Below are 21,879 nucleotides of genomic sequence, written 5' to 3' on the forward strand. Positions count from 1 at the left end.
ATCGATCAGGAGGAAAAGTTAGATGGCGGTTGGACGTCGACGCGAGGCAGCATTGACGGTCGAGGACCTTCCGCGCTTGGTTCGGAGCGTCGCTGCGGTCGAACCGGACCGCGTGGCGCTCGCGCACCTCGGCACGGAGTTGACCTACGCCCGGTTGGACGAGGAGATCACCACCCTCGACACGGCCATGGGTGGGGTTCTCGGCCCGGACGCGCTGGTCCCGGTCGTGCTGTCCAACACCGTTCCCGGCCTCATCGAGGCCACCGACGGTGGTCTCGACGCCGTGGTCTCGTCGGTGGTCTCCGATGCCGCGACGGTTCTCGGTGACGACGACTCGGCGTCGAGCCCGGCCGAACCCGAGGCAACCACCCTCTACACCCTGTTCGCCGATCAGGCCGAGCGGACACCGGACGCGCCCGCGCTCGTGTTCGGCGGCGAGAGTCGGTCCTATTCCGAGTTCGCAGAGTCGGTCGAACGCCTCGCCCGGGTTCTGATCGAGCGGGGAGTCGGCCCGGATTCGACGGTGGGGCTGTCGATCCGCCGCTCGTTCGATCTGCTGGTGGGTATGTACGCCATCTCGGCAGCCGGTGGTGCCTACGTTCCGTTGGACCCCGAGCACCCGATGGATCGACTCGCCTACGTCCTCGATACCGCGCGACCGGTTCTGGTGCTCACGACATCGGAGGACCTGCCGCAGTTGCCGGACGGCACGCAGACTCTGCTCGTCGATGCCGTCGACGTCTCCGGCGTGACTGCAGGGCGCATCACCGATGCGGACCGGCTCGGCACCCTCGGCGAAGACGACCTCGCGTACGTCATCTTCACGTCCGGTTCGACCGGGCGGCCGAAGGGCGTGGCGGTGGGCCACCGCGCGATCGTCGCCAATATTTCCTGGCGGCAGCGGGAATACACGATGACCCCGGCCGACGTCGTCTTGCAGAAGACGCCGTTCACGTTCGACGTGTCGGTCTGGGAGTTCTTCTGGCCGTTGCAGATCGGCGCGACACTGGTGATCGCCGAGCCCGACGGGCACCGCGACCCCGCCTATCTCGCCCGCGTCATCGCTGAACACGGCGTGACGGTGACCCACTTCGTACCGTCGATGCTGTCGGTCTACGTTGCCGAACCCACCGCAGCACAGGCCGATTCGCTTCGCATGGTGTTCGCCTCCGGTGAGGCGCTGCCGGCGCGAACCGTCAACGCGTTCCACGCGATCTCCGGTGCCGAGTTGCACAACCTGTACGGTCCCACCGAAGCAGCCGTCGACGTCACGTACTACCGAACCCAGCAGGTTGAGGACGGCTCGGTACCGATCGGCGCTGCCGTCGACGACACCGACCTCTACGTGCTCGACGAGGGTCTGCGGCGCTCACCCCGGGGAGTCGAGGGAGAGCTCTATCTCGCGGGCGTGCAGCTCGCTCGCGGATACCTCGGACGCACGGACCTGACGTCCGATCGATTCGTCGCCGACCCGTTCGGTGAGCCGGGGGACCGGATGTACCGCACCGGCGACCTGGTGCGCCGACGCGCCGACGGCCAGATCGAGTACATCGGCCGCACCGACTTCCAGGTCAAACTGCGTGGCCTCCGTATCGAACTCGGCGAGATCGAGCAGGCGCTGCTCGCCGAGCCGCAGGTGACCCAGGCTGCAGTACTCGTTCACGCCGACCACTCGCAGGCGCAGTTGGGCGAGCAGCTCGTCGGCTATGTCGTGAGCACCGAGCCCGATATCGATCACGACGGCCTGGCCGATGCGGTGCGCCGGCGCATGCCCGAGTACATGGTGCCGTCGGTGTTCGTCGTGCTGGACGAATTCCCGCTGAACGCCAGCGGCAAGCTGGACCGAAAGGCCCTGCCTGCACCCGATTTCGCCTCGCTCGTACGCGAGTATCGCGCCCCGGGCACCGACACCGAAACTGCTCTGGCGGCAATTTTCGAGACCGTTCTCGGTATCGACCGTATCGGCGTGGACGACGACTTCTTCGTTCTCGGCGGAAACTCGCTCAACGCCACCCGCGTGATCGCGCGAGTCAACGCGGAACTGGGCACAGCAGTGGATGTGCGGTCGTTCTTCGACGCACCGACCGTCGCCGAACTCGCCGCGGCCGTCGATGCCGCAGGCTCGACGCACGCGCGACCTCCGTTGGTGGCGCAGCAGCGGCCCGAACGTGTGCCGCTGTCGCTGGCCCAGCAACGGATGTGGTTCCTCAACCGATTCGAGCCGGACTCGGCTGTCAACAACATCCCGGTCGCCATCGCGTTGAGCGGCGAACTCGATTTCACCGCCCTGCAGGCGGCCTTGATCGACGTGTTGGACCGGCACGAGTCGCTGCGGACGGTCTACCCCGATCACGACGGCATCGGCTTCCAACAAGTACTCGAATCCGGTGCGGTGGCAGTGGAATTGGAGCGCGCGACGGCAACCGATGCCGACGTTCCCGCCGTGCTGCTCGAGTTCGCGCTCAGGCCCTTCGATCTGGCGGTACAACTGCCCTTCCGGGCGGTGCTTCTCGAGACGGCCGAGACCGAGCACGTGCTCGCGTTCGTGGTGCACCACATCGCGGCCGACGGATTCTCGATGGGCCCGCTGACCCGAGACGTGGTGGCCGCATACGTGGCGCGCACCAACGGGCAGCAACCACAGTGGACTCCGCTGGAGGTGCAGTACGCCGACTTCACGCTGTGGCAGAGGGCCGTCCTCGGCAGCGAGGACGATCCGGAATCTCTGATCTCGGCGCAGGAGAACTACTGGCGGCACCGACTCGGCGGCGCACCCGACCAGTTGGAGCTACCCACCGACCGTCCCCGCCCGGCGGTCGCCACGACCAACGGCGGCACGCACACGTTCGAGATCGACGCCGAACTGGTCCGCGCGCTGGAGAAGCTCGGAAGAGACCACAACGCAACGACATTCATGGTCGTGCACGCCGCGCTGGCCGTGTTGTTGGCCAAGCTCGCGGCCGCCGACGACATCAGTATCGGTACGCCGGTCGCCGGCCGTGGAGACGCGGCCCTCGACGACGTCGTCGGCATGTTCGTCAACACACTGGTGCTGCGCACCGAAGTCGATCCACGGACGTCGTTCGACGATCTGGTGCGCGAGATCCGGGAGGTGGACCTCGCTGCGTTCTCGCACGCCGACGTGCCCTTCGAGCGTCTGGTGGATGTATTGGCCCCGGCTCGCTCGCAGGCACGCCACCCGCTGTTCCAGGTGATGTTGACGTTCCAGAACCTGGATCGAACCGCGGTCGAGCTCCCCGGCCTGACCATCGCAGCGGTCGACTACGAGGCAGACCTGGCCAAGTTCGATCTGCAGGTGACGCTGTGGGATTCGGCACCGGCCGGCGCCGAGCCCGCGGGCCTGACCGTCGCCCTGACCTATGCCGCGGACCTGTTCGACAAATCGACGATGGCTCGATTCGGAGAGCGGTTCGTTCGGGTTCTTCGTGCGATCACCGCAGCGCCCGCTGCAGCCGTCGGAGAGATCGACCTGCTCGACTCGGTCGAGCGGGAGTCGGTGCTGACGTTCGGTTCGGGGCCTGCGCACGAGATCACCAGCGGAACAACGTTGGTGGGGCAGTTCGATGGTCGCGTCGAGCAGACCCCCGACGCGCAGGCCCTGGTGTTCGAGGACGTTCGACTGACGTACGCCGAGCTCGATGCGCGCGCGAACCGCCTGGCGCGGTACCTGTTGTCGGTGGGTGTCGGGACCGATTCGACGGTCGGCCTCGCAGTCGGCCGCAGTATCGAGTTGTTCGTCGGTATGTACGCGATCGTCAAGGCCGGTGCTGCGTACGTACCCATCGATCCGGCTCAGCCGTCGGAGCGCAACGAGTACATCGTGAGCACGGCCTCGCCGGTACGGGTGCTCTCGAGCACCCGAGATCACGTCGAGTTCCCCGGCGTGGAGACGGTCGACATCGACACCGTGGACGTGTCGGAATTCTCGTCGGCGCCGGTGACCGACGCGCAGCGGACGGCACCGCTGCGGGCAGAGAACCTCGCATACGTCATCTTCACCTCGGGGTCGACGGGTCGGCCGAAGGGCGTCGGCGTATCGCACGCGGCGATCGTCAACCGGTTGTCGTGGATGCAGCACGAGTACCCCCTCGGTCCGCAGGACGTGGTGTTGCAGAAGACACCGGCTACGTTCGACGTGTCGGTGTGGGAGTTCTTCTGGGCCTTCCAGGTCGGCGCATCGGTGGTCGTCGCGGTTCCCGAGGGTCATCGGGATCCGTCGTACCTGCTCGATGTCATTGCACGCGAACATGTCTCGGTAGTGCACTTCGTGCCGTCGATGATGTCGGTGTTCACGCCGGAGGCGCTGCGTAGGCCCGACGCGGGAGCGTCGCTGCGTACGGTGTTCGCCTCGGGGGAGGCGCTTGCGCCTGCTACTGCACATTCGCTGCGCCGCGCGCTCCCACAGGTGTCGGTGCACAACCTGTACGGCCCGACCGAAGCTGCTGTCGACGTGACCTATCACGCGGTCTCCGACGCGGACACAGTCGTGGTGCCGATCGGTTCATCGGTGTGGAACACCGATGTGCGCGTTCTGGATTCGTCGTTGCGGCCGGTTCCGGTCGGGGTGTCGGGAGAGCTCTATCTCTCGGGTGTCCAGCTCGCCAGGGGATACGTGAGCCGACCCGATCTGACCGCGGATCGCTTCGTTGCCGATCCGTTCGCGGTCGACGGTGCGCGGATGTACCGAACCGGCGACGTGGTGCGGTGGCTGCCCGCCGGTGAGTTGGAGTACGTGGGGCGGTCCGACTTCCAGGTGAAGTTGCGTGGTCTCCGTATCGAACTCGGCGAAATCGAATCGGCTCTGTTGGATCTTCCCGAGATCGCTCAGGCCGTGGTGCTCGTGCGACGGGAACAACTGGTTGCCTACGTGGTCCCCACCGAAGACCCGGTCGACGTGGACCGGGTACGCACCGCGCTACGTGGACGTCTGGCCGAGTACATGGTGCCGACCATCGTCGTGGAATTGGCCGAATTCCCGCTCGGCGGAAGTGGCAAGCTCGATCGAAAAGCGCTGCCCGATCCCGAATTCGAGGCAACGCCCTACCGAGCACCGTCCGATCCGGTCGAAGAGATCGTCGCGAACGTGTTCGGCGCGGTCCTCGGACTCGACCGAGTCGGTGTGGACGACGACTTCTTCGCGCTCGGCGGCAATTCGCTCGTCGCCACTCAGGTCGCCGCACGACTCGGTGCCGAGCTGGGCACGACGGTGCCCGTCCGAACGATGTTCGAGGCAGGCACGGTGGCAGCCTTGGCTGCTGCGTTGGAAAGCCACGTCGGCCACGGAGTCTCCGCGCCTCTGGTGCCGCAGGAACGCCCCGAACGAATTCCGCTCTCTCTCGCCCAGCAGCGGATGTGGTTCCTCAACCGATTCGAGCCCGAATCGGCGGTCAACAACATCCCCGTGGCGATCCGGCTCACCGGAGCACTCGACACTGCGGCCCTGAACGCAGCGGTCGTCGACGTTCTCGACCGGCACGAGGCACTCCGCACCGTCTACCCGAGTGTGGACGGATCGGGGCATCAGGTGATCCTGCCTGCCCAATCGGTGGCACCGGACTTGACGCCCACCACACCGTCCGCCGACGGCGCGGTGGCCGACCTGATCGCTTTCGCCTCCGAAGGATTCGACGTCACCCAGTCGATTCCCCTGCGCGCGAAACTGTTCCAGGTCACCGACGACGAGTACGTGCTGGTCGTGGTGGTTCATCACATCAGCGCAGACGGGTGGTCCATGGGACCGCTGACCCGCGACGTGATGACGGCTTACCTCGCTCGTGTGGCCGGCGACGCTCCGCAGTGGACGCCGCTGGCGGTTCAGTACGCCGACTTCGCGCTGTGGCAGCGCGCCGTGCTCGGCGACGACGCGGATCCGAGCAGCCTGATGGCAGCACAGGCGGACTACTGGCGTTCGGCCCTGGCGGACCTGCCCAGTGAGCTGACCCTGCCGTACGACCGGCCGCGTCCCGCGGTGCAGTCGTACTCGGGCGGGCGGTTCCAGTTCGACATCGATGCGGATCTGCGTGCCTCGCTCGACGATCTGGCCCGGTCGACCGGAACCACCCTGTTCATGGTGCTCCACGGTGCACTCGCGTTGTTCCTGGCTCGCATGTCCACCTCGGACGACGTTGCGGTGGGTACCGCCGTCGCAGGGCGCGGCGAGGCCGTCCTGGACGACGTGATCGGCATGTTCGTCAACACCCTGGTGCTCCGCACCTCGGTCGATCGAAGCAAGGGATTCACCGACCTCCTCGGCCACGTCCGGGACGTCGACCTCGATGCGTTCGCACACGCGGACATCCCCTTCGAGCGGCTCGTCGATCTGCTCGAACCCGAGCGCACGACGGCCAGGCACCCGCTGTTCCAGGTGGCGATCGCGTTCGAGAACCTGCCGCCGAGCGAATTCCACCTTCCCGATCTGACGGTCTCGGCGGTCGACGTCGAGGTCGACACCGCCAAGTTCGACCTGTCGCTGACGCTGCACGAGAAGGCCGACGGCACCGGTCTGTCCGCCGGTTTCCTCTACGCGCGAGACCTGTTCGACGAGAACACGATCGAGGTGTTCTCGCGACGTTTCCGCTGGCTGCTCGAAGCGATCGTGGCGACACCGAACACCCCGGTGGGCGATCTGTCCATCCTCTACGACGACGAATACGACCGGCTCACCCACGTCCACGGTGACGACGTGTTGGCCGGCGGCACTCTGGCCGAGATCTTCGCTGCCGGAGCCGCACTCGACCCGTCGGCGACCGCGATTCGCTACGAGGGCCGCTCGATCTCGTACGCCGAACTCGATGCGACGTCCTCGCAGCTCGCCCGGGTGCTCATCGAGCGCGGGGCCGGCCCCGAATCCGTTGTGGCTCTGGGATTCCAGCGCTCCTACTTCATGGTGCTCGCGGTCTGGGCAGTGGCGAAATCGGGGGCCGCGCACCTCCCCGTCGACCCGACGTATCCGCAGGATCGCGTCGCCCACATGGTCTCGGACTCCGAGGCCCTACTGGGCCTGACCACCCGGGCACACTCGGATCGGCTCGCCGGTGGACAGCAGGACCTGACCTGGCTGAGCGTCGACGACGACGAGTTCGTGGCCGAGGTCCGCACCCGCTCTGCCGAGCCGGTCACCGACGCCGACCGCCTGCGACCCGTCACGTTCCAGAACCCCGCCTACGTCATCTACACCTCGGGCTCGACGGGCAAGCCGAAGGGCGTCGTCGTCACGCACGCCGGACTCGGCGGCGTCCTCGACGCAGCAACCGATCTCTACCACCTGAAACCGGCCTCGAGGTTCCTCCACGTCTGCTCGCCCAATTTCGATCCGTCGGTTCTGGAGTGGATGGCGGCGTTCTCCGTCGGCGCGACGTTGGTAGTCGTACCGGCATCGATTCTCGGCGGCACCGAACTGGCCGAATTGTTGAAGGCGGAGAGGGTCACTCACACCATCATCACGCCCGCGGTGCTCGGCACGATGGATCCCCACGGGATCGATTCGCTCGAGGTGCTCTCGGTGGGCGGCGACGTGACCACTCCCGAACTGCTCGCCCGGTGGGCGGGGGACCGGAAGTACTTCAACGGGTACGGACCGACCGAGACCACGATCATCTCCAGCTTCGCCGAGTTGACGCCCGGCGAGCCGATCACCATCGGTCGACCGATTCACGGCATGTCCGTGCTCATCCTCGATTCCAGGCTCGAACCGGTTCCGACCGGTGTCGCGGGTGACCTGTATCTGTCGGGCGGTGCGCTCGCTCGCGGCTATCTCGGTAGGCCGAGTCTGTCCTCCGAGCGCTTCGTGGCCAATCCGTACGGCATCGACGGCGCACGGATGTACCGCACCGGCGACGTCGTGCGATGGACGGACGACCTGCAGCTGCAGTTCGTCGGCCGCACCGACTTCCAGGTCAAGGTGCGCGGGTTCCGTATCGAGCTCGGCGAGATCGACTCCGCGCTCACCGCTGTTCCCGAGGTCGACTTCGCCGTCACACTCGGACACGAACTGCCCTCGGGTGTCACCACCCTCGTGTCCTACGTGCTGCCGACGCGTGGTTCGGTCGTCGACGTCGACGAGCTGACCGCCTTCGTCGGAAAATCATTGCCCGCCTACATGATCCCGTCGTCGATCATCGTTCTCGACACCGTTCCACTGACCCCGGTGGGCAAGTTGGATCGCGCCGCGCTTCCCGCACCCGTGTTCGAGGCCCGGGAATTCCGCGCACCCACCACCGCGGTCGAAGAGATCGTCGCCGGAGTGTTCGCCGACGTCCTGCACCTCGAGCGAGTGGGACTGGACGACGACTTCTTCGCCCTGGGCGGTAACTCGTTGATCGCCACCCAGGTGGTCTCGCGGCTCGGCGCGGCCCTGGACACGGTGGTCCCGGTGCGGGCGCTGTTCGAGAGCTCGACCGTGGCCGCACTGGTGGCGCACGTGGAGAGCGCTGTCGGTTCGGGGGGACGAGCTGCACTCGTGGCGGGTCCACGTCCCGAGCACCCGCCGCTCTCGCCTGCGCAGCAGCGGTACTGGTTCCTCAACCAGTTCGACACGACGTCGTCGGTGGACAACATTCCGTTCGCCGTGCGGTTGTCGGGTGAGCTCGACGTCGCTGCGCTGCAGTCGGCGGTGCGCGATGTCGTCGAGCGCCACGAGTCTCTTCGTACCCGGTACCCGGACTCGGCACAGGGCCCGTTCCAGCAGGTGTTGTCGGCGTCCGAGGTACCGATGGACCTCGCCGTCCGAGACGTGGCCGGTGCGAACGTCGTCACCGCCGTGACCGAATTCTTCACGCGTGGCTTCGACGTCACCGTCGAGGTACCGGTCGACGCGCGCGTGTTCCGCGTCGACGAGAACGAGCACGTCCTGGCCTTCGTCGTCCACCACGTGTCGGCCGACGGCGCGTCGATGGGCCCGCTGGCCGTCGACGTCATGACTGCATACACCGCGAGATCTGCAGGGACGGCTCCGGACTGGGAGCCACTCGAGGTGCAGTACGTCGACTTCGCGCTGTGGCAGCGAACCGTACTCGGCACCGAATCGGATCCCGATTCGGTTGCAGCGCAGCAGGTGTCGTTCTGGAAGGATACGCTCGCCGAGCTGCCGGATCAGCTGGTGCTGCCCACCGATCGCCCGCGCCCGCCGGCGCAGAGTTTTCGTGGCGATGCCGTGCGGTTCACCGTCGACGCCGGCACGCACGCTGCTCTCGCCGAACTCGGACGTACCGAGCAGGCAACGTTGTTCATGGTGGTGCACTCGGCATTCGCCGTGTTGCTCGCACGCCTGTCCGGTTCCGAGGACATCGCGGTCGGAACGCCCATCGCCGGCCGCGGTGAGCGGGCTCTGGACTCGATGATCGGTATGTTCGTCAATACCCTGGTCTTCCGGTCGTCGGTCGAATCGTCGATGACCTTCCGCCAGTTGCTCGCTCAGGCCCGAGAGCGGGACCTGGCCGCGTTCGCGCACTCCGACGTTCCGTTCGAGCGTCTTGTGGAGGTGCTGAACCCGGTGCGGTCGACGGCTCGCAACCCGTTGTTCCAGGTAGGCCTGTCCTTCCAGAACCTTGCCGAGTCGACGTTCGAGCTGCCGGGTCTGACGGTGAGTGCCGTCGAGGCGGATGCGGTGACCGCGAAAACCGATCTGCAACTGTCGATCTCGGATCGCTACGCCCCGGACGGCTCGCCCGCGGAACTGTCGGCCGAATTCAGTTATGCCACCGATCTTTTCGATCGCGCGACGGTCGAAGGTTTTGCCGACCGGTTCGTTCGCCTCCTCGCTGCCGTGGCCGCGGACCCGTCGGCCGTCGTCGGCGATCTCGAGCTGCTCTCGCCCGAGGAACGCACCCGGATCGTCCGCACGTGGAACGACACCGATCACGATGTCGATGCGTCGCAGACGCTGGTATCGCTGTTCGATCGACAGGTGCAGGCGCAGCCCGACGCGGTCGCGGTGGTCCATGCCGGGCAGTCACTGTCGTACGGCGAGTTCGATCGTCGAATCAACCGGTTGGCCCGCGTCCTCATCGGTGCCGGTGTCGGCCCGCAGGTGACGGTTGCTCTGGCGATCAGGCGCTCGCTGGATCTGCTCGTCGCGATGTATGCCGTCGCCAAGGCGGGCGGGGCGTACGTACCCATCGATCCGGATCAGCCGGCGGACCGCAATGCCTACATCCTGGAGGTAGCTGCTCCCGCTCTGGTCCTGAGTACTGCGCGGGACGGTGTCGATGTCGACTCGGTTCCGGTGCTGTTGGTCGACACCGATCCGCGAGTGCTCGACGCAGAGGTCTCGGACGCGCCCGTCACCGACAGTGAGCGCACCTCGCCGCTGCGGCCTGCGAACACCGCGTACGTCATCTTCACGTCCGGATCCACCGGCCGCCCCAAGGGTGTCGCGGTGAGTCATGCCGCCATCGTCAATCAGCTGCTGTGGCAGAGCGCCCATTACGGACTGGGCAGCACCGACCGAGTACTGCTCAAGACCGCGGCCACCTTCGACCTGTCCGTGTGGGAGTTCTGGGTCGCCACCGTCTCCGGTGGTGCGATCGTCGTGGCCGACGCCGAGGGCCACCGCGATCCCGCCTACCTCGTCGATCTGATGAACCGGGAATCGGTGACGACACTGCACACCGTGCCGTCCGTGCTCGACGCGCTGGTCACGGCGTCGGCGGGCACCCTGCCCGAACCCCTGACGCGGATCCTGGCGATCGGCGAAGCACTGCCGGTCGCCACGGCCGAGCGCGCGCTGCGCAGTTCGGCTGCGCGACTGGACAACTTGTACGGACCGACCGAGGCCGCGGTTTCGGTGACTTCGCATCGGGTGACGACCGTCGACGGCACCACGGTTCCGATCGGTGGCCCGGAGTGGAACACCCGTGTCTACGTGCTGGATTCGCGTCTGGCTCCCGTTCCGGTCGGCGTCGCAGGTGAGCTCTACCTCGCGGGTGCGCAGCTGGCCGACGGGTACTTCGCGCGGCCGGATCTGAGCGCCGAGCGATTCGTCGCGGACCCGTTCACCCCCGGCGGCCGCCTGTACCGCACCGGTGACCTCGTATCCTGGCGCGCCGACGGCGAATTGGAGTACGTCGGGCGCACCGACTTCCAGGTGAAGATTCGCGGTTTCCGTATCGAGCTCGGCGACATCGATGCCGCTCTCGGATCGCTCGACGAGATTCGCGACGTCGCCGTGATCGCTCTCGCGGACACGGGATCAGGCGCGCGGCTCGTGGCCTACCTCGTGCCCGCCGATGGGGTGACGCTGGATCAGGACGGCATCCGTCGTGCACTCGCCGAACGTCTGCCGTCGTACATGATCCCGGCGGCCTTCGTCGTGCTCGAGGCTCTTCCTCGAGGCGTCAACGGAAAGCTGGATCGACAGGCGCTCCCCGAACCGCAGTTCGAGACAGCCGAATTCCGCGCGCCGACCAATCCGGTGGAAGAGGCCGTCGCGGCAGTCTTCGCCGAGGTGCTCGCTGTCGAGCGCGTGGGTCTGGACGACGACTTCTTCGCGCTCGGCGGTAACTCGCTCATCGCCACCCAGGTGGTCTCCCGGCTGGGGGCGGCGCTCGATACTCAGGTGCCGGTCCGCTCGATCTTCGAGTCTCCGACGGTGCAGTCGCTCGCACGTGCGATCGAGTCCGAGGTGGGTACCGGTGCGCGCCGGGCACTGACGGCTCGAACACGACCGGACTCGGTGCCGCTGTCGATGGCCCAGCAGCGCATGTGGTTCCTGAGCCAATTCGATCCGACCTCCGCCGTGAACAACATCCCGGTCGCAATTCGGTTGTCCGGCAGCATCGATGTCGATGCACTCACCAACGCCGTGCACGACGTGCTGGCGAGGCACGAAATTCTGCGCACCGTGTACCCGGAGGTCGACGGACGAGGCCATCAGGTGGTACTCGGTACCGCGGAGGCCGGCGTGACGGTTGTCGTCGACGACGTCGACGAGAGTTCGATCGAGCAGGCCCTGCGCGACTTCGTGTCCGCGGGATTCGACGTGACCCGAGCTGTTCCGGTCCGAATCCGGATCCTGCGGGTCAGCGAGACCGAGCACGTACTGGCCTTCGTCGCCCACCACATCGCCGCGGACGGGTTCTCGATGGGACCCCTGACGCGCGACGTCATGGTGGCCTACACCGCCCGTGCCGCGGGGGAGAACCCGCAGTGGGCACCACTCCCGGTGCAGTACGCGGACTACGCGTTGTGGCAACGCGAGGTACTCGGTTCCGAGGACGACCCCGATTCGCCGTTGGCGAAGCAGCTCGCCTACTGGACGACGGCTCTGGCCGGTGCCCCGGCACAGCTCGATCTCGCGACCGACCGGCCGCGTCCGGCGGTGGCGTCGTATCGCGGTGCGGCATACAACTTCTCGATCGACGAGGCTCTGCAGTCGAACATCGCTCGCGCGGCCCGCGCCGACAACGCCACGAACTTCATGGTGGTCCACACCGCGCTGGCGGTGCTCCTCGGCGCGATGGCGGGTACCGACGACGTGACGATCGGGACCCCGGTCGCCGGCCGCGGTGACGCCGATCTGGACGAGCTCGTCGGCATGTTCGTCAACACGCTCGCCCTGCGTACCGCGGTGCACCCCGCGGCAACGTTGCGCGAGCAACTCGCCGCAGTTCGCGAGGTCGACCTGGGAGCCTTCGGGCACGCCGACGTGCCGTTCGAGCGGCTCGTCGACGAGCTGGCCCCGGACCGCTCACAGGCTCGCCACCCGATCTTCCAGGTCATGCTGACGTTCCAGAACCTGAACCGCCAGACGTTGGCCCTGCCGGGGTTGAGTGTCGAGGGCATCGATCTGGGTAGCGCGTTCGCGAAATTCGACCTGCAGGTGACGCTCTGGGAGAACACGGACGACCGCGGTGCTCCCGCCGGAATCGACGTGCAGTTCGACTACGCCACAGATCTATTCGAAGAATCCAGCATGGCCTCCCTCGGGCGACGGCTCGTCCGGGTACTGCACGCGCTGACCGACACACCGGACGGGGTCGTCGGCGACATCGACATCCTCGAGGATGGCGAACGTACCCGCGTCCTCGAGGATTGGAACGCCACCGCGCACGAGGTGGATCCCGGCGCAACTCTGGTGTCGCTGTTCGAGACCCGAGTTGTCGAGTCCCCGGACAACACCGCCACGAGCTTCCTCGACGATCGGGTGACGTACCGCGAATTCTCCGAACGGGTCAACGCGCTCGCGCGTCTGCTCATCGCCGAGGGAGTCGGCCCGGAAACCGTGGTGGCGACGGCCATGCGCCGCTCCATCGACATGCTGACGGGTATCTACGCAGTGCTCGCCGCCGGTGGTGCCTACGTTCCGGTCGACCCGGATCTACCGGCCGAACGAATCGGCTACATCCTGGACACGGCGGCACCGGTGGTGCTGCTCACGACCGAGCGCGACGGTACAGATCTCGTGACCGACGCCGCCAGAATCCTGGTCGACACCGTCGACACGACAGGTCTGTCCACGGCACCGGTGACCGATGCCGAGCGAACCGCACCGCTGCGACCGGCGGACACCGCGTACGTCATCTTCACCTCCGGCTCCACCGGTCGCCCCAAAGGCGTTGCGGTCAGCCACGAGGCCATCGTCAACCGTCTGCTGTGGATGCAGGCCGAATACCGTCTGACCGAGCAGGACAAGGTGTTGCAGAAGACGCCGGTCACGTTCGACGTGTCGGTGTGGGAGCTGTTCTGGCCGTTGCAGATCGGTGCCGAACTCGTCATCGCGGTGCCCGACGGCCATCGAGATCCGGCATATCTGGTGAGCACCGTTGCCGAACGCGGCGTCACGGTCGCGCACTTCGTGCCGTCGTTGCTGGCCGTGTTCGCCGCCGCGGACGGCGTGTCGAACTGCACCGGCCTGCGTGCGGTGTTCGCCTCCGGTGAGGCATTGCCTGCATCGGTTGCCTCGGCCCTGCGCACTGCACTGCCCGCCACCGAGCTGCACAACCTCTACGGCCCGACCGAGGCCGCTGTCGACGTCACGTATCACCATGTTCTGCCGTCGGACACCGTGTCGGTTCCCATCGGCGCACCGGTGTGGAACACGAGGGTGACCGTGCTCGATGCGCGACTGCACCCCGTGCCCGTCGGGGTGCCCGGGGAGCTGTATCTCGCCGGGCGTCAACTGGCCCGCGGATACCTCGGCCGCCCGGACCTGACTGCCGACCGATTCGTCGCCGATCCGCACAGCGCAGCCGGCTCGCGGATGTATCGCACCGGAGACCTGGTGCGCTGGAGGCGCGACGGTGAACTCGAGTACCTCGGCCGCACCGACTTCCAGGTCAAACTCCGAGGCCTGCGGATCGAGCTCGGCGAAATCGAAGCCGCGTTGACTGCAGATCCGTCGGTCGACCAAGCCGTCGTTCTCGTGCGCCGGACGCCGTCGGCAGGTGAACTACTGGTCGGCTACGTCGTTCCTGTCGCCGGGGAGACGATCGACACCACAGCGGTCACCGCCTCGGTTGCGACCCTGGTTCCGGAATACATGGTTCCGGCCGGGCTCATCGTGCTCGATGCCCTGCCACTCGGGCCGAACGGCAAGCTGGACCGCAGAGCACTACCCGAACCGGAATTCGGCAGCGATGCCGAATTCCGCACCGCGACAACCGACACCGAACGCATCATTGCCGAGGTCTTCGCAGACGTCCTCGGCCTCGACGCCGTCGGGGTCGACGATTCGTTCTTCGCGCTCGGCGGCGACAGCATCGTCTCGATTCAGCTCGTCTCTCGCGCCAAGGCCAGGGGAATTCAGTTCGGGCCGCGAGATGTGTTCGAGCGCAAGACCGTTGCCGGTCTCGCCGAGGTCGCCGTGATCGTCGGTGAGGGCAGCGACGCGGTCGTGCTCGAGGAACTCGACGGCGGCGGTGTCGGTTGGATGCCGCTGCCCCCGTTCGGTGTAGCGATGATCGAGCGCGGCGGCGGGTGGTCACGCTTCCATCAGGCCGTCACACTGGAGCTGCCGATCGGTATCGACCGCGCGGGGATTCTCGCCACGGTGACTGCAGTGGTCGACCGACACGACGTGCTGCGGTCCACCCTGGTGCACGACGACCGCGGCTGGGGCCTCGAGGTTGCGGGCACCGGAGCCGTCGATGTGGATACACTGCTCACCCGGGCCGATACCGATTCGGCTGCAACAGTATTCGACGATGCGGTGGGAACGCTCGACCCCACGGCCGGTCGCATGCTCGCCCTCGTCTGGGTCGACCGAGGACCCGAGGTGCCGGGCACGCTGACCGTGGCGGCGCACCACCTCGTGATCGACGGAGTGTCGTGGCGAATCCTGGTCCCCGACTTCGTCGCCGCCTGGGCTCAGGTGTCCGGGGGAGTGACCCCGAGCCTCCCCGAGGTCGGGACCTCGATGCGGCGTTGGACCCATGCACTGGTCGACGCGGCAGCGAGCGAGGCGCGGCTGGCCGAATTGCCGCTGTGGCGTTCGATCGCCGACACCGAGGACCCCGTGCTGGGCAACCGCCCCTTCGATCCCGCGGTCGATGTCGTGGCGACGCTCGAACGGGTGAACATCGAACTGACACCCGACGTCACGCGCACCTTGCTGACCACCGTTCCGGAGATCTTCCGCGGCGGAGTGGGCGACGGGTTGCTGGCCGGGCTCGCCTTGGCCGTCACGAGACTGCGGTCCGAGCGCGGCATCACTGCACCGGCAACACTCGTGCAGCTCGAAGGCCACGGCCGCGAGGAAGCGGTGGTTCCCGGAGCTGATCTGGGACGTACCGTCGGCTGGCTGACCAGCCTGTTCCCCGTTCGCCTCGACCTGACCGGAATCGACGTCGATGCTGCGTTCGCGGGAGGGTCGCAGCTCGGAGATGCAGTCAAGGCAGTCAAGGAGCAGATGCTGGCGCTGCCCGATCGAGGCATGGGCTGGGGACTGCTCCGCTACCTGAACTCGGAGACCGCTGCGGAACTGGCCGAACTCGGCACCGGACAGATCAGCTTCAACTACCTGGGCCGGGTCGACGCCGGCGAGGTCCCGGACGAGATGAAGTCGCTCGGCTGGTTGCCCGCCGCCGACGGTGAGCTCTCCGCGCCCGGTGACGCCGACATGGCCGCGAACAAGACCGTCGACATCAACGCCATCGTGCTCGATACCGACGAGGGCGGGGTCCTGAGCGCCAGCTTCGCGTTCCCGACCGGAGCCGTGTCCGCGGACACGGTCGAGCGTCTCGCCGGGCTGTGGTCCGAGGCGTTGTCGGCGCTGGCCACGTACGCCGAGGTACCCGGCTCGGGTGGCCTGACCCCGTCGGACGTGCCTCTGGTGGCGCTGTCGCAGGCCGACATCGCGTCGTTCGAGGCGCGTTACCCACAGCTGACCGACATCTGGTCGCTGTCACCGTTGCAGCAAGGACTGCTGTTCCATGCGTTGTTCGCCGATGCGTCGATCGACGTCTACACCATGCAGGTCGTACTCGACCTGGCCGGCGAGGTGGACGCCGAACGGTTGCATCACGCTGCCCAGACGCTGTTGGATCGGTACGACAATCTGCGTACCTCGTTCACCGCGACCGCAGACGGCGAGACGGTGCAGATCGTCCATCAGGACGTCGTGTTGCCCTGGACCACGATGGACCTGTCGCACCTCGACGAGCCGGAACGTGGCGCAGCAGTCGCCGATGCCCTGGCGGCCGAGCAACGACGACATTTCGACGTCTCCACTGCACCGCTGCTGCGTTTCGTCCTCGTGCGAATCACCCCGACCACCTACAAGCTCGCGATGACCAACCATCACGTGCTCCTCGACGGGTGGTCTCTGCCGCTGGTGATGAAGGAACTGTTGTACTTGTACGCCGCTCGGGGTTCCACCTCGTCGATGCCGAGGGTTCGCTCGTATCGCTCCTACCTGGCCTGGCTGAACCGACAGGACCCGGCCGTGTCTCTCGGTGCGTGGACCACCGCGCTGGCCGGAGTCGAGGAGCCGACGTTCGTCGCACCGCCGAGTGTCGGACGAGAGATCTCCGCACGCTCGGCAGAGACGGAGCGATTCGTCGATCCCGAGACCACCGCGTCGCTCGTTACGCTCGGTGGCAGGCTCGGCGTCACCGTCAACACGCTGGTGCAAGCGGCCTACGGCCTGCTGATCGCACACATCACCGGCCGCACCGATGTCGTGTTCGGTGCCACGGTCTCCGGCCGTCCCGCTGCTCTTCCAGGCGTCGAGTCGATGATCGGCCTGTTCATCAACACCATCCCGGTGCGCGTTCGATTCGATCCGGCCGACACTGTCGAGAACTACCTGGTCCGGATTCAGGGAGAACAAGCAGACCTGCTCGACCACCATCACATGGGACTCGTCGACATCCAACGGGCGATCGGAATGGGGAATCTGTTCGACACCCTCACCATCTTCGAGTCCTACCCGGTGGACGAAGCCGAGCTGACGCAGCAGGCGGCAGCGATCGACGGAATGACCGTCGAGTCGGTGAGCTCGAACGACAACACTCACTACCCACTGACGTTGTTGGTCGTGGCCGAGGATCGAATCTCGTTCACGCTCAAGTACATCAGCGATCTGTTCGACGCTGCGTACGTGGAATCGATCCTGTCCCGTCTCGTCGGTGTTCTCGAAACCTTCGTCTCCGACACCACGACGGCGGTCGGCGATATCGATCTGCTCGGCTCGGAAGAACGAACCCGTGTGATCGACACCTGGAACGACACCGCACACGAGGTCGACGCCGGCATCATGCTGACCGCGCCGTTCCGGGCTCGGGTTGCGGCGAACCCGGACGCCACGGCCGTGCTGTACGAGGGCACCGCAGTGACCTACGCCGAGTTCTCGGAGCGGGTCAACCGTCTTGCCCGACACCTGATTTCGCTCGGCGTCGGCCCGCAGTCGCTCGTCGCTCTCGGCATGAGGCGAGGCATCGACCTGATGGTCGGCATGTACGCCGTCCTCGAAGCCGGCGGCGCATACGTACCCATCGATCCGGACCACCCGGCCGAGCGCATCGAGTACATCCTCGACACCGCGGTGCCGGTCGCCGTTCTCTCGACCAGCCACGATCGGACGGGACTGCCGGAACGGTTCCCGATTCTCGAACTGGACACCCTCGATCTAGCGTCCTACCCGGCAGACGCCGTGGCCGACGCCGACCGACTGGCACCGGTACGTCCGGAGAACACCGCCTACGTCATCTTCACGTCCGGGTCGACCGGGCGACCCAAGGGCGTCGCGGTGCCGCACCGCGCGATCGTCAACGAGATGGCGTGGATGATCGACCAGTATTCGCTCGACGAGAACGACGTCTACCTGCAGAAGACGGCGACGACGTTCGACGTGTCACTGTGGGGCTTCTTCCTCCCACTCCAGGTCGGTGCGAGCGTCGTTCTCGCGACCCCCGACGGCCACCGCGACCCGGCGTACGTCGCGGAGCGCATCGCCCGGCACGGCGTCACCGTCACGGACTTCGTGCCGTCGATGCTCACGGTGTTCGCCGCGTACGCCACCGGGGAGCAGTGCCGGTCCTTGCGACACGTCTACGTGGTGGGTGAGGCACTGCCCCCGGAGACGGTGACGGACTTTCGCGCGATCACCTCTGCCAGGATCCACAACCTGTACGGCCCCACCGAAGCCGCAGTGAGTGTGACGTACTGGGAGACGTCTGCCGACGAGGGCGCGACCGTCCCGATCGGGGCGCCGGAATGGAACACCCAGGCCTACGTTCTCGACGGCAGGCTGCATCCGGTTGCCGCAGGGACCGCGGGTGAGCTGTATCTCGCGGGGACGCAGCTCGCCGACGGATACCTCGGGCGCGTCGACCTGACGATGGACCGCTTCGTCGCGAACCCGTTCTCGGCTGCCGGCGAGCGCATGTATCGCACCGGAGACCTCGTCCGATGGCGATCGGGGCCGGGCGCTGCAGGCGTCCTGGAGTACATCGGGCGCACCGATTTCCAGGTCAAGTTCCGTGGCCAGCGGATCGAGCTCGGTGAGATCGAGACCGCACTGTTGGCCCATCCCGACGTCAACCAGGCCACGGCCGTGGTGGCGACCACCGGTGCCGGCGACCAGCTCGTCGGATACGTGGTGCCTGCGCCGGGTAGAACGCTGGACCCGGCCGAGGTTCGCACCTTCGTCGGCGGCGCGCTGCCGAAGTACATGGTGCCGGCGACGGTGATGGTGCTCGCGGAATTCCCGCTGAACACCAGCGGCAAGCTGGATCGAAAAGCACTGCCGGAGCCGGTGTTCGAGGTTCGCGAGTTCCGAGCTCCCGCAACGCCGGTCGAGGAGATCGTGGCGGAGATCTACGCGGAGCTGCTCGGCGTGCAGCGGGTCGGATCGGACGACGACTTCTTCGATCTCGGTGGTAACTCGCTGATCGCCACGCGAGTGGCGGCACGGGTGTCGGCTGCGCTCGGGAAGAAGGTCGGTGTCCGAGACCTGTTCGAGGCCTCGACGGTCTCGGCACTCGCAGCGCGCGCCGAATCACGCATCGACGACGCGAACGATATTCCGCTGCGTCGCCGACCGGCCGGACAGACCGTTCCGTTGTCGCTCGCGCAACAGCGCATGTGGGTACTGAACCGACTCGACCCCGAGTCCGGGGCCTACAACATGCCGCTCGCGCTCCGTCTGCGAGGCGAGCTGGATGTCGCGGCACTGCAGGCAGCCGTGTCCAGCACCGTGGAACGCCACGAGGCATTGCGCACGCGCTACCCGGAAGATGCGAACGGTTCGCCGTACCAGGAGTTCGTCGACGCCGGATCGGTCGTACCCGATCTGACTCCGATCGACGCGACCGACGACTCCGACACCGCCGAACGGATTCGCGCACTCGTCTACGAGGGCTTCGACGTCACCGTCGCACCCCCGGTCCGGGGAGCACTGTTCCGCTTCGGCCCGGACGAGTACATCTTCGTCATCGTGATGCACCACATCAGCGGAGACGGCGCATCGATGGCACCACTGGCCCGTGACGTCATGACTGCGTACCTCGCTGCCGCGTCGGGAACCGACTACACGCCCGAACCGCTGACGGTGCAGTACGCGGACTTTGCGGTATGGCAGCGGCAGGTGCTGGGCTCGGACAGCGACCCCACGTCGATTCTGTCGCAGCAGTTGGCCTTCTGGGCGGACGAGCTCAGCGGGATCACCCCGGTCGTGTCGTTGCCGTGGGATCGGCCGCGAGCGGCTACCGCCAACCTGCGCGGAGCCAGTGTGAGTGTCGAGCTGGACGAGTCGGTTCACACCGGGCTCGCCGCGATCGCGCGCGAGAACAACGCGACTCTGTTCATGGTGTTGCACGCGGTCCTCGGGGTGCTGTTGTCGCGGATGAGCGGCTCCCGCAGCTTTGCCGTCGGCACGCCCATCGCCGGGCGCGGGCACGAGGCGCTCGACGGACTGGTGGGCATGTTCGTCAACACGTTGGCGCTGCGCACGGACGTGGACCCGGATGCGACGTTCGCAGAGCTGCTGACCGCTCTACGCGAGACCGACCTGCGGGCCTTCGCGAATTCGGACGTCCCGTTCGAGCGGGTCGTCGACACGATCGCACCGGACCGGAACGCCGGGTACACCCCGCTGTTCCAGACGGTTCTGTCGGTGGAGCCCCACGGCGAGGCGCGCTTCGAGCTGCCGAACCTGGTGGTCGAACCCGTCAGTGGCTTCGAACCGACGGCGAAATTCGACCTGCAGGTGACGGTGGAAACCCAGAACGCCGACGGCAACAGCGGTACCGGAACCCTGAACGTCGAATGGGTGTACGCCGCCGACCTGTTCGACGAGTCCACTGTGGCCTCACTTGCGGAACGATTCGCGCGCATCGCCGGTGCGGTGGCGGCGACACCTACGGTCGTCGTCGGGGACATCGAAGTGCTCGACGCCGCCGAGCGGACGGCACTGACCGAGACCCCGCAGACCGCGGACGCCATCGCGGCACCGGCACGGTCGGACCTGACATTGCCTCAGGTACTCACCTCGACGGTGGACGCAGATCCCGACGCGCCCGCGTTGTCGTCGGACGGAGTCGAGACCACCTACCGTCAGCTCGACGAGCAGTCCTCGAGGATGGCTCGGGTACTGATCGAGCGCGGCGTCCGAACCGGAGTCGTCGTCGGAGTCACCGTCACCGACGCTGTTGCGGCAGTCGTGACGCAGTGGGCGGTGGCCAAGGCAGGCGGAGCCGTCGCTCCGATCGCCCCGTCGAACTCCTCCGACGTCATCGACCGGGCAGGCGCATCCGTCCTTGTCCTCGACGGTGACGACGTGCCGAGCTGGGCCGCGTCCGTCACGACCATCCACCTCGGGCATCCGGACGTCGTCGACGCCATTGCCGCGAGTTCCGGCCGGCCGGTGACGTATTCGGACAGAACGGACGTGCTGGGACCCGACAGTCCAGCGCTGGTCGTGGGCGACGACAGCACCGTGATCGATCACGGAACACTCGCGGCACTGGCGGCGAGCGCAGTGACGGACTGGTCGGTGGCCTACGATTCACGGCTTGCCGTTCCCACCCGGTTCGACACCGGTGCAGCAGTTCTGGCCGGTATGGTCGCCGTGACGGCAGGTGCAGCCCTGGTGACCGATCGGGCGGAGTCCGCCGAGGACGCCGCCGACATCGTGTCCGCAGAATGGGTCACCCATGCGTTCCTCTCCGCAGCAGATGCCGCCGCGGTCGATCGCCTGCAACCCGAGGACATCGAAGACCTCGTTGCGATCGTGTCGGTCGACGGCGACGGTATCGAGATGAGCGGTGTCGACATTCCGGTGCATCGTCTGCCCGGATCGATGGGAACCGCCGACCGATAGGGTGAAGCGAACTGCAACGCTCGCCGCGTCGTGGACGATGAACGGTCGGATCGGCCTACACGTCGTCCACGACCACGCGCGGGGCAACACTGGTGAGGAGT

At 66.8% G+C, this 21,879-nt stretch carries 1 protein-coding gene; it reads left to right on the forward strand.

Translation table 11 applies throughout. The features are described 5' to 3' along the window. Positions 1 to 22 precede the first annotated feature (22 nt). Positions 23 to 21,778: a non-ribosomal peptide synthetase gene (locus CH268_RS25830; RefSeq protein ID WP_094666267.1), complete on the forward strand. Its 21,756-nt coding sequence runs from the start codon at positions 23 to 25 to the stop codon at positions 21,776 to 21,778. Positions 21,779 to 21,879: the final 101 nt, after the last annotated feature.

Origin of the sequence: Rhodococcus sp. 06-1460-1B, assembly GCF_002258475.1 — a bacterium.
GTDB classification, from domain to species: Bacteria; Actinomycetota; Actinomycetes; order Mycobacteriales; family Mycobacteriaceae; genus Rhodococcoides; species Rhodococcoides fascians.

Bases quoted from the DNA above. Each gene is read 5' to 3' on its own strand.
- CH268_RS25830 (WP_094666267.1), top strand. From the start codon at position 23: ATGGCGGTTGGACGTCGACGCGAGGCAGCATTGACGGTCGAGGACCTT.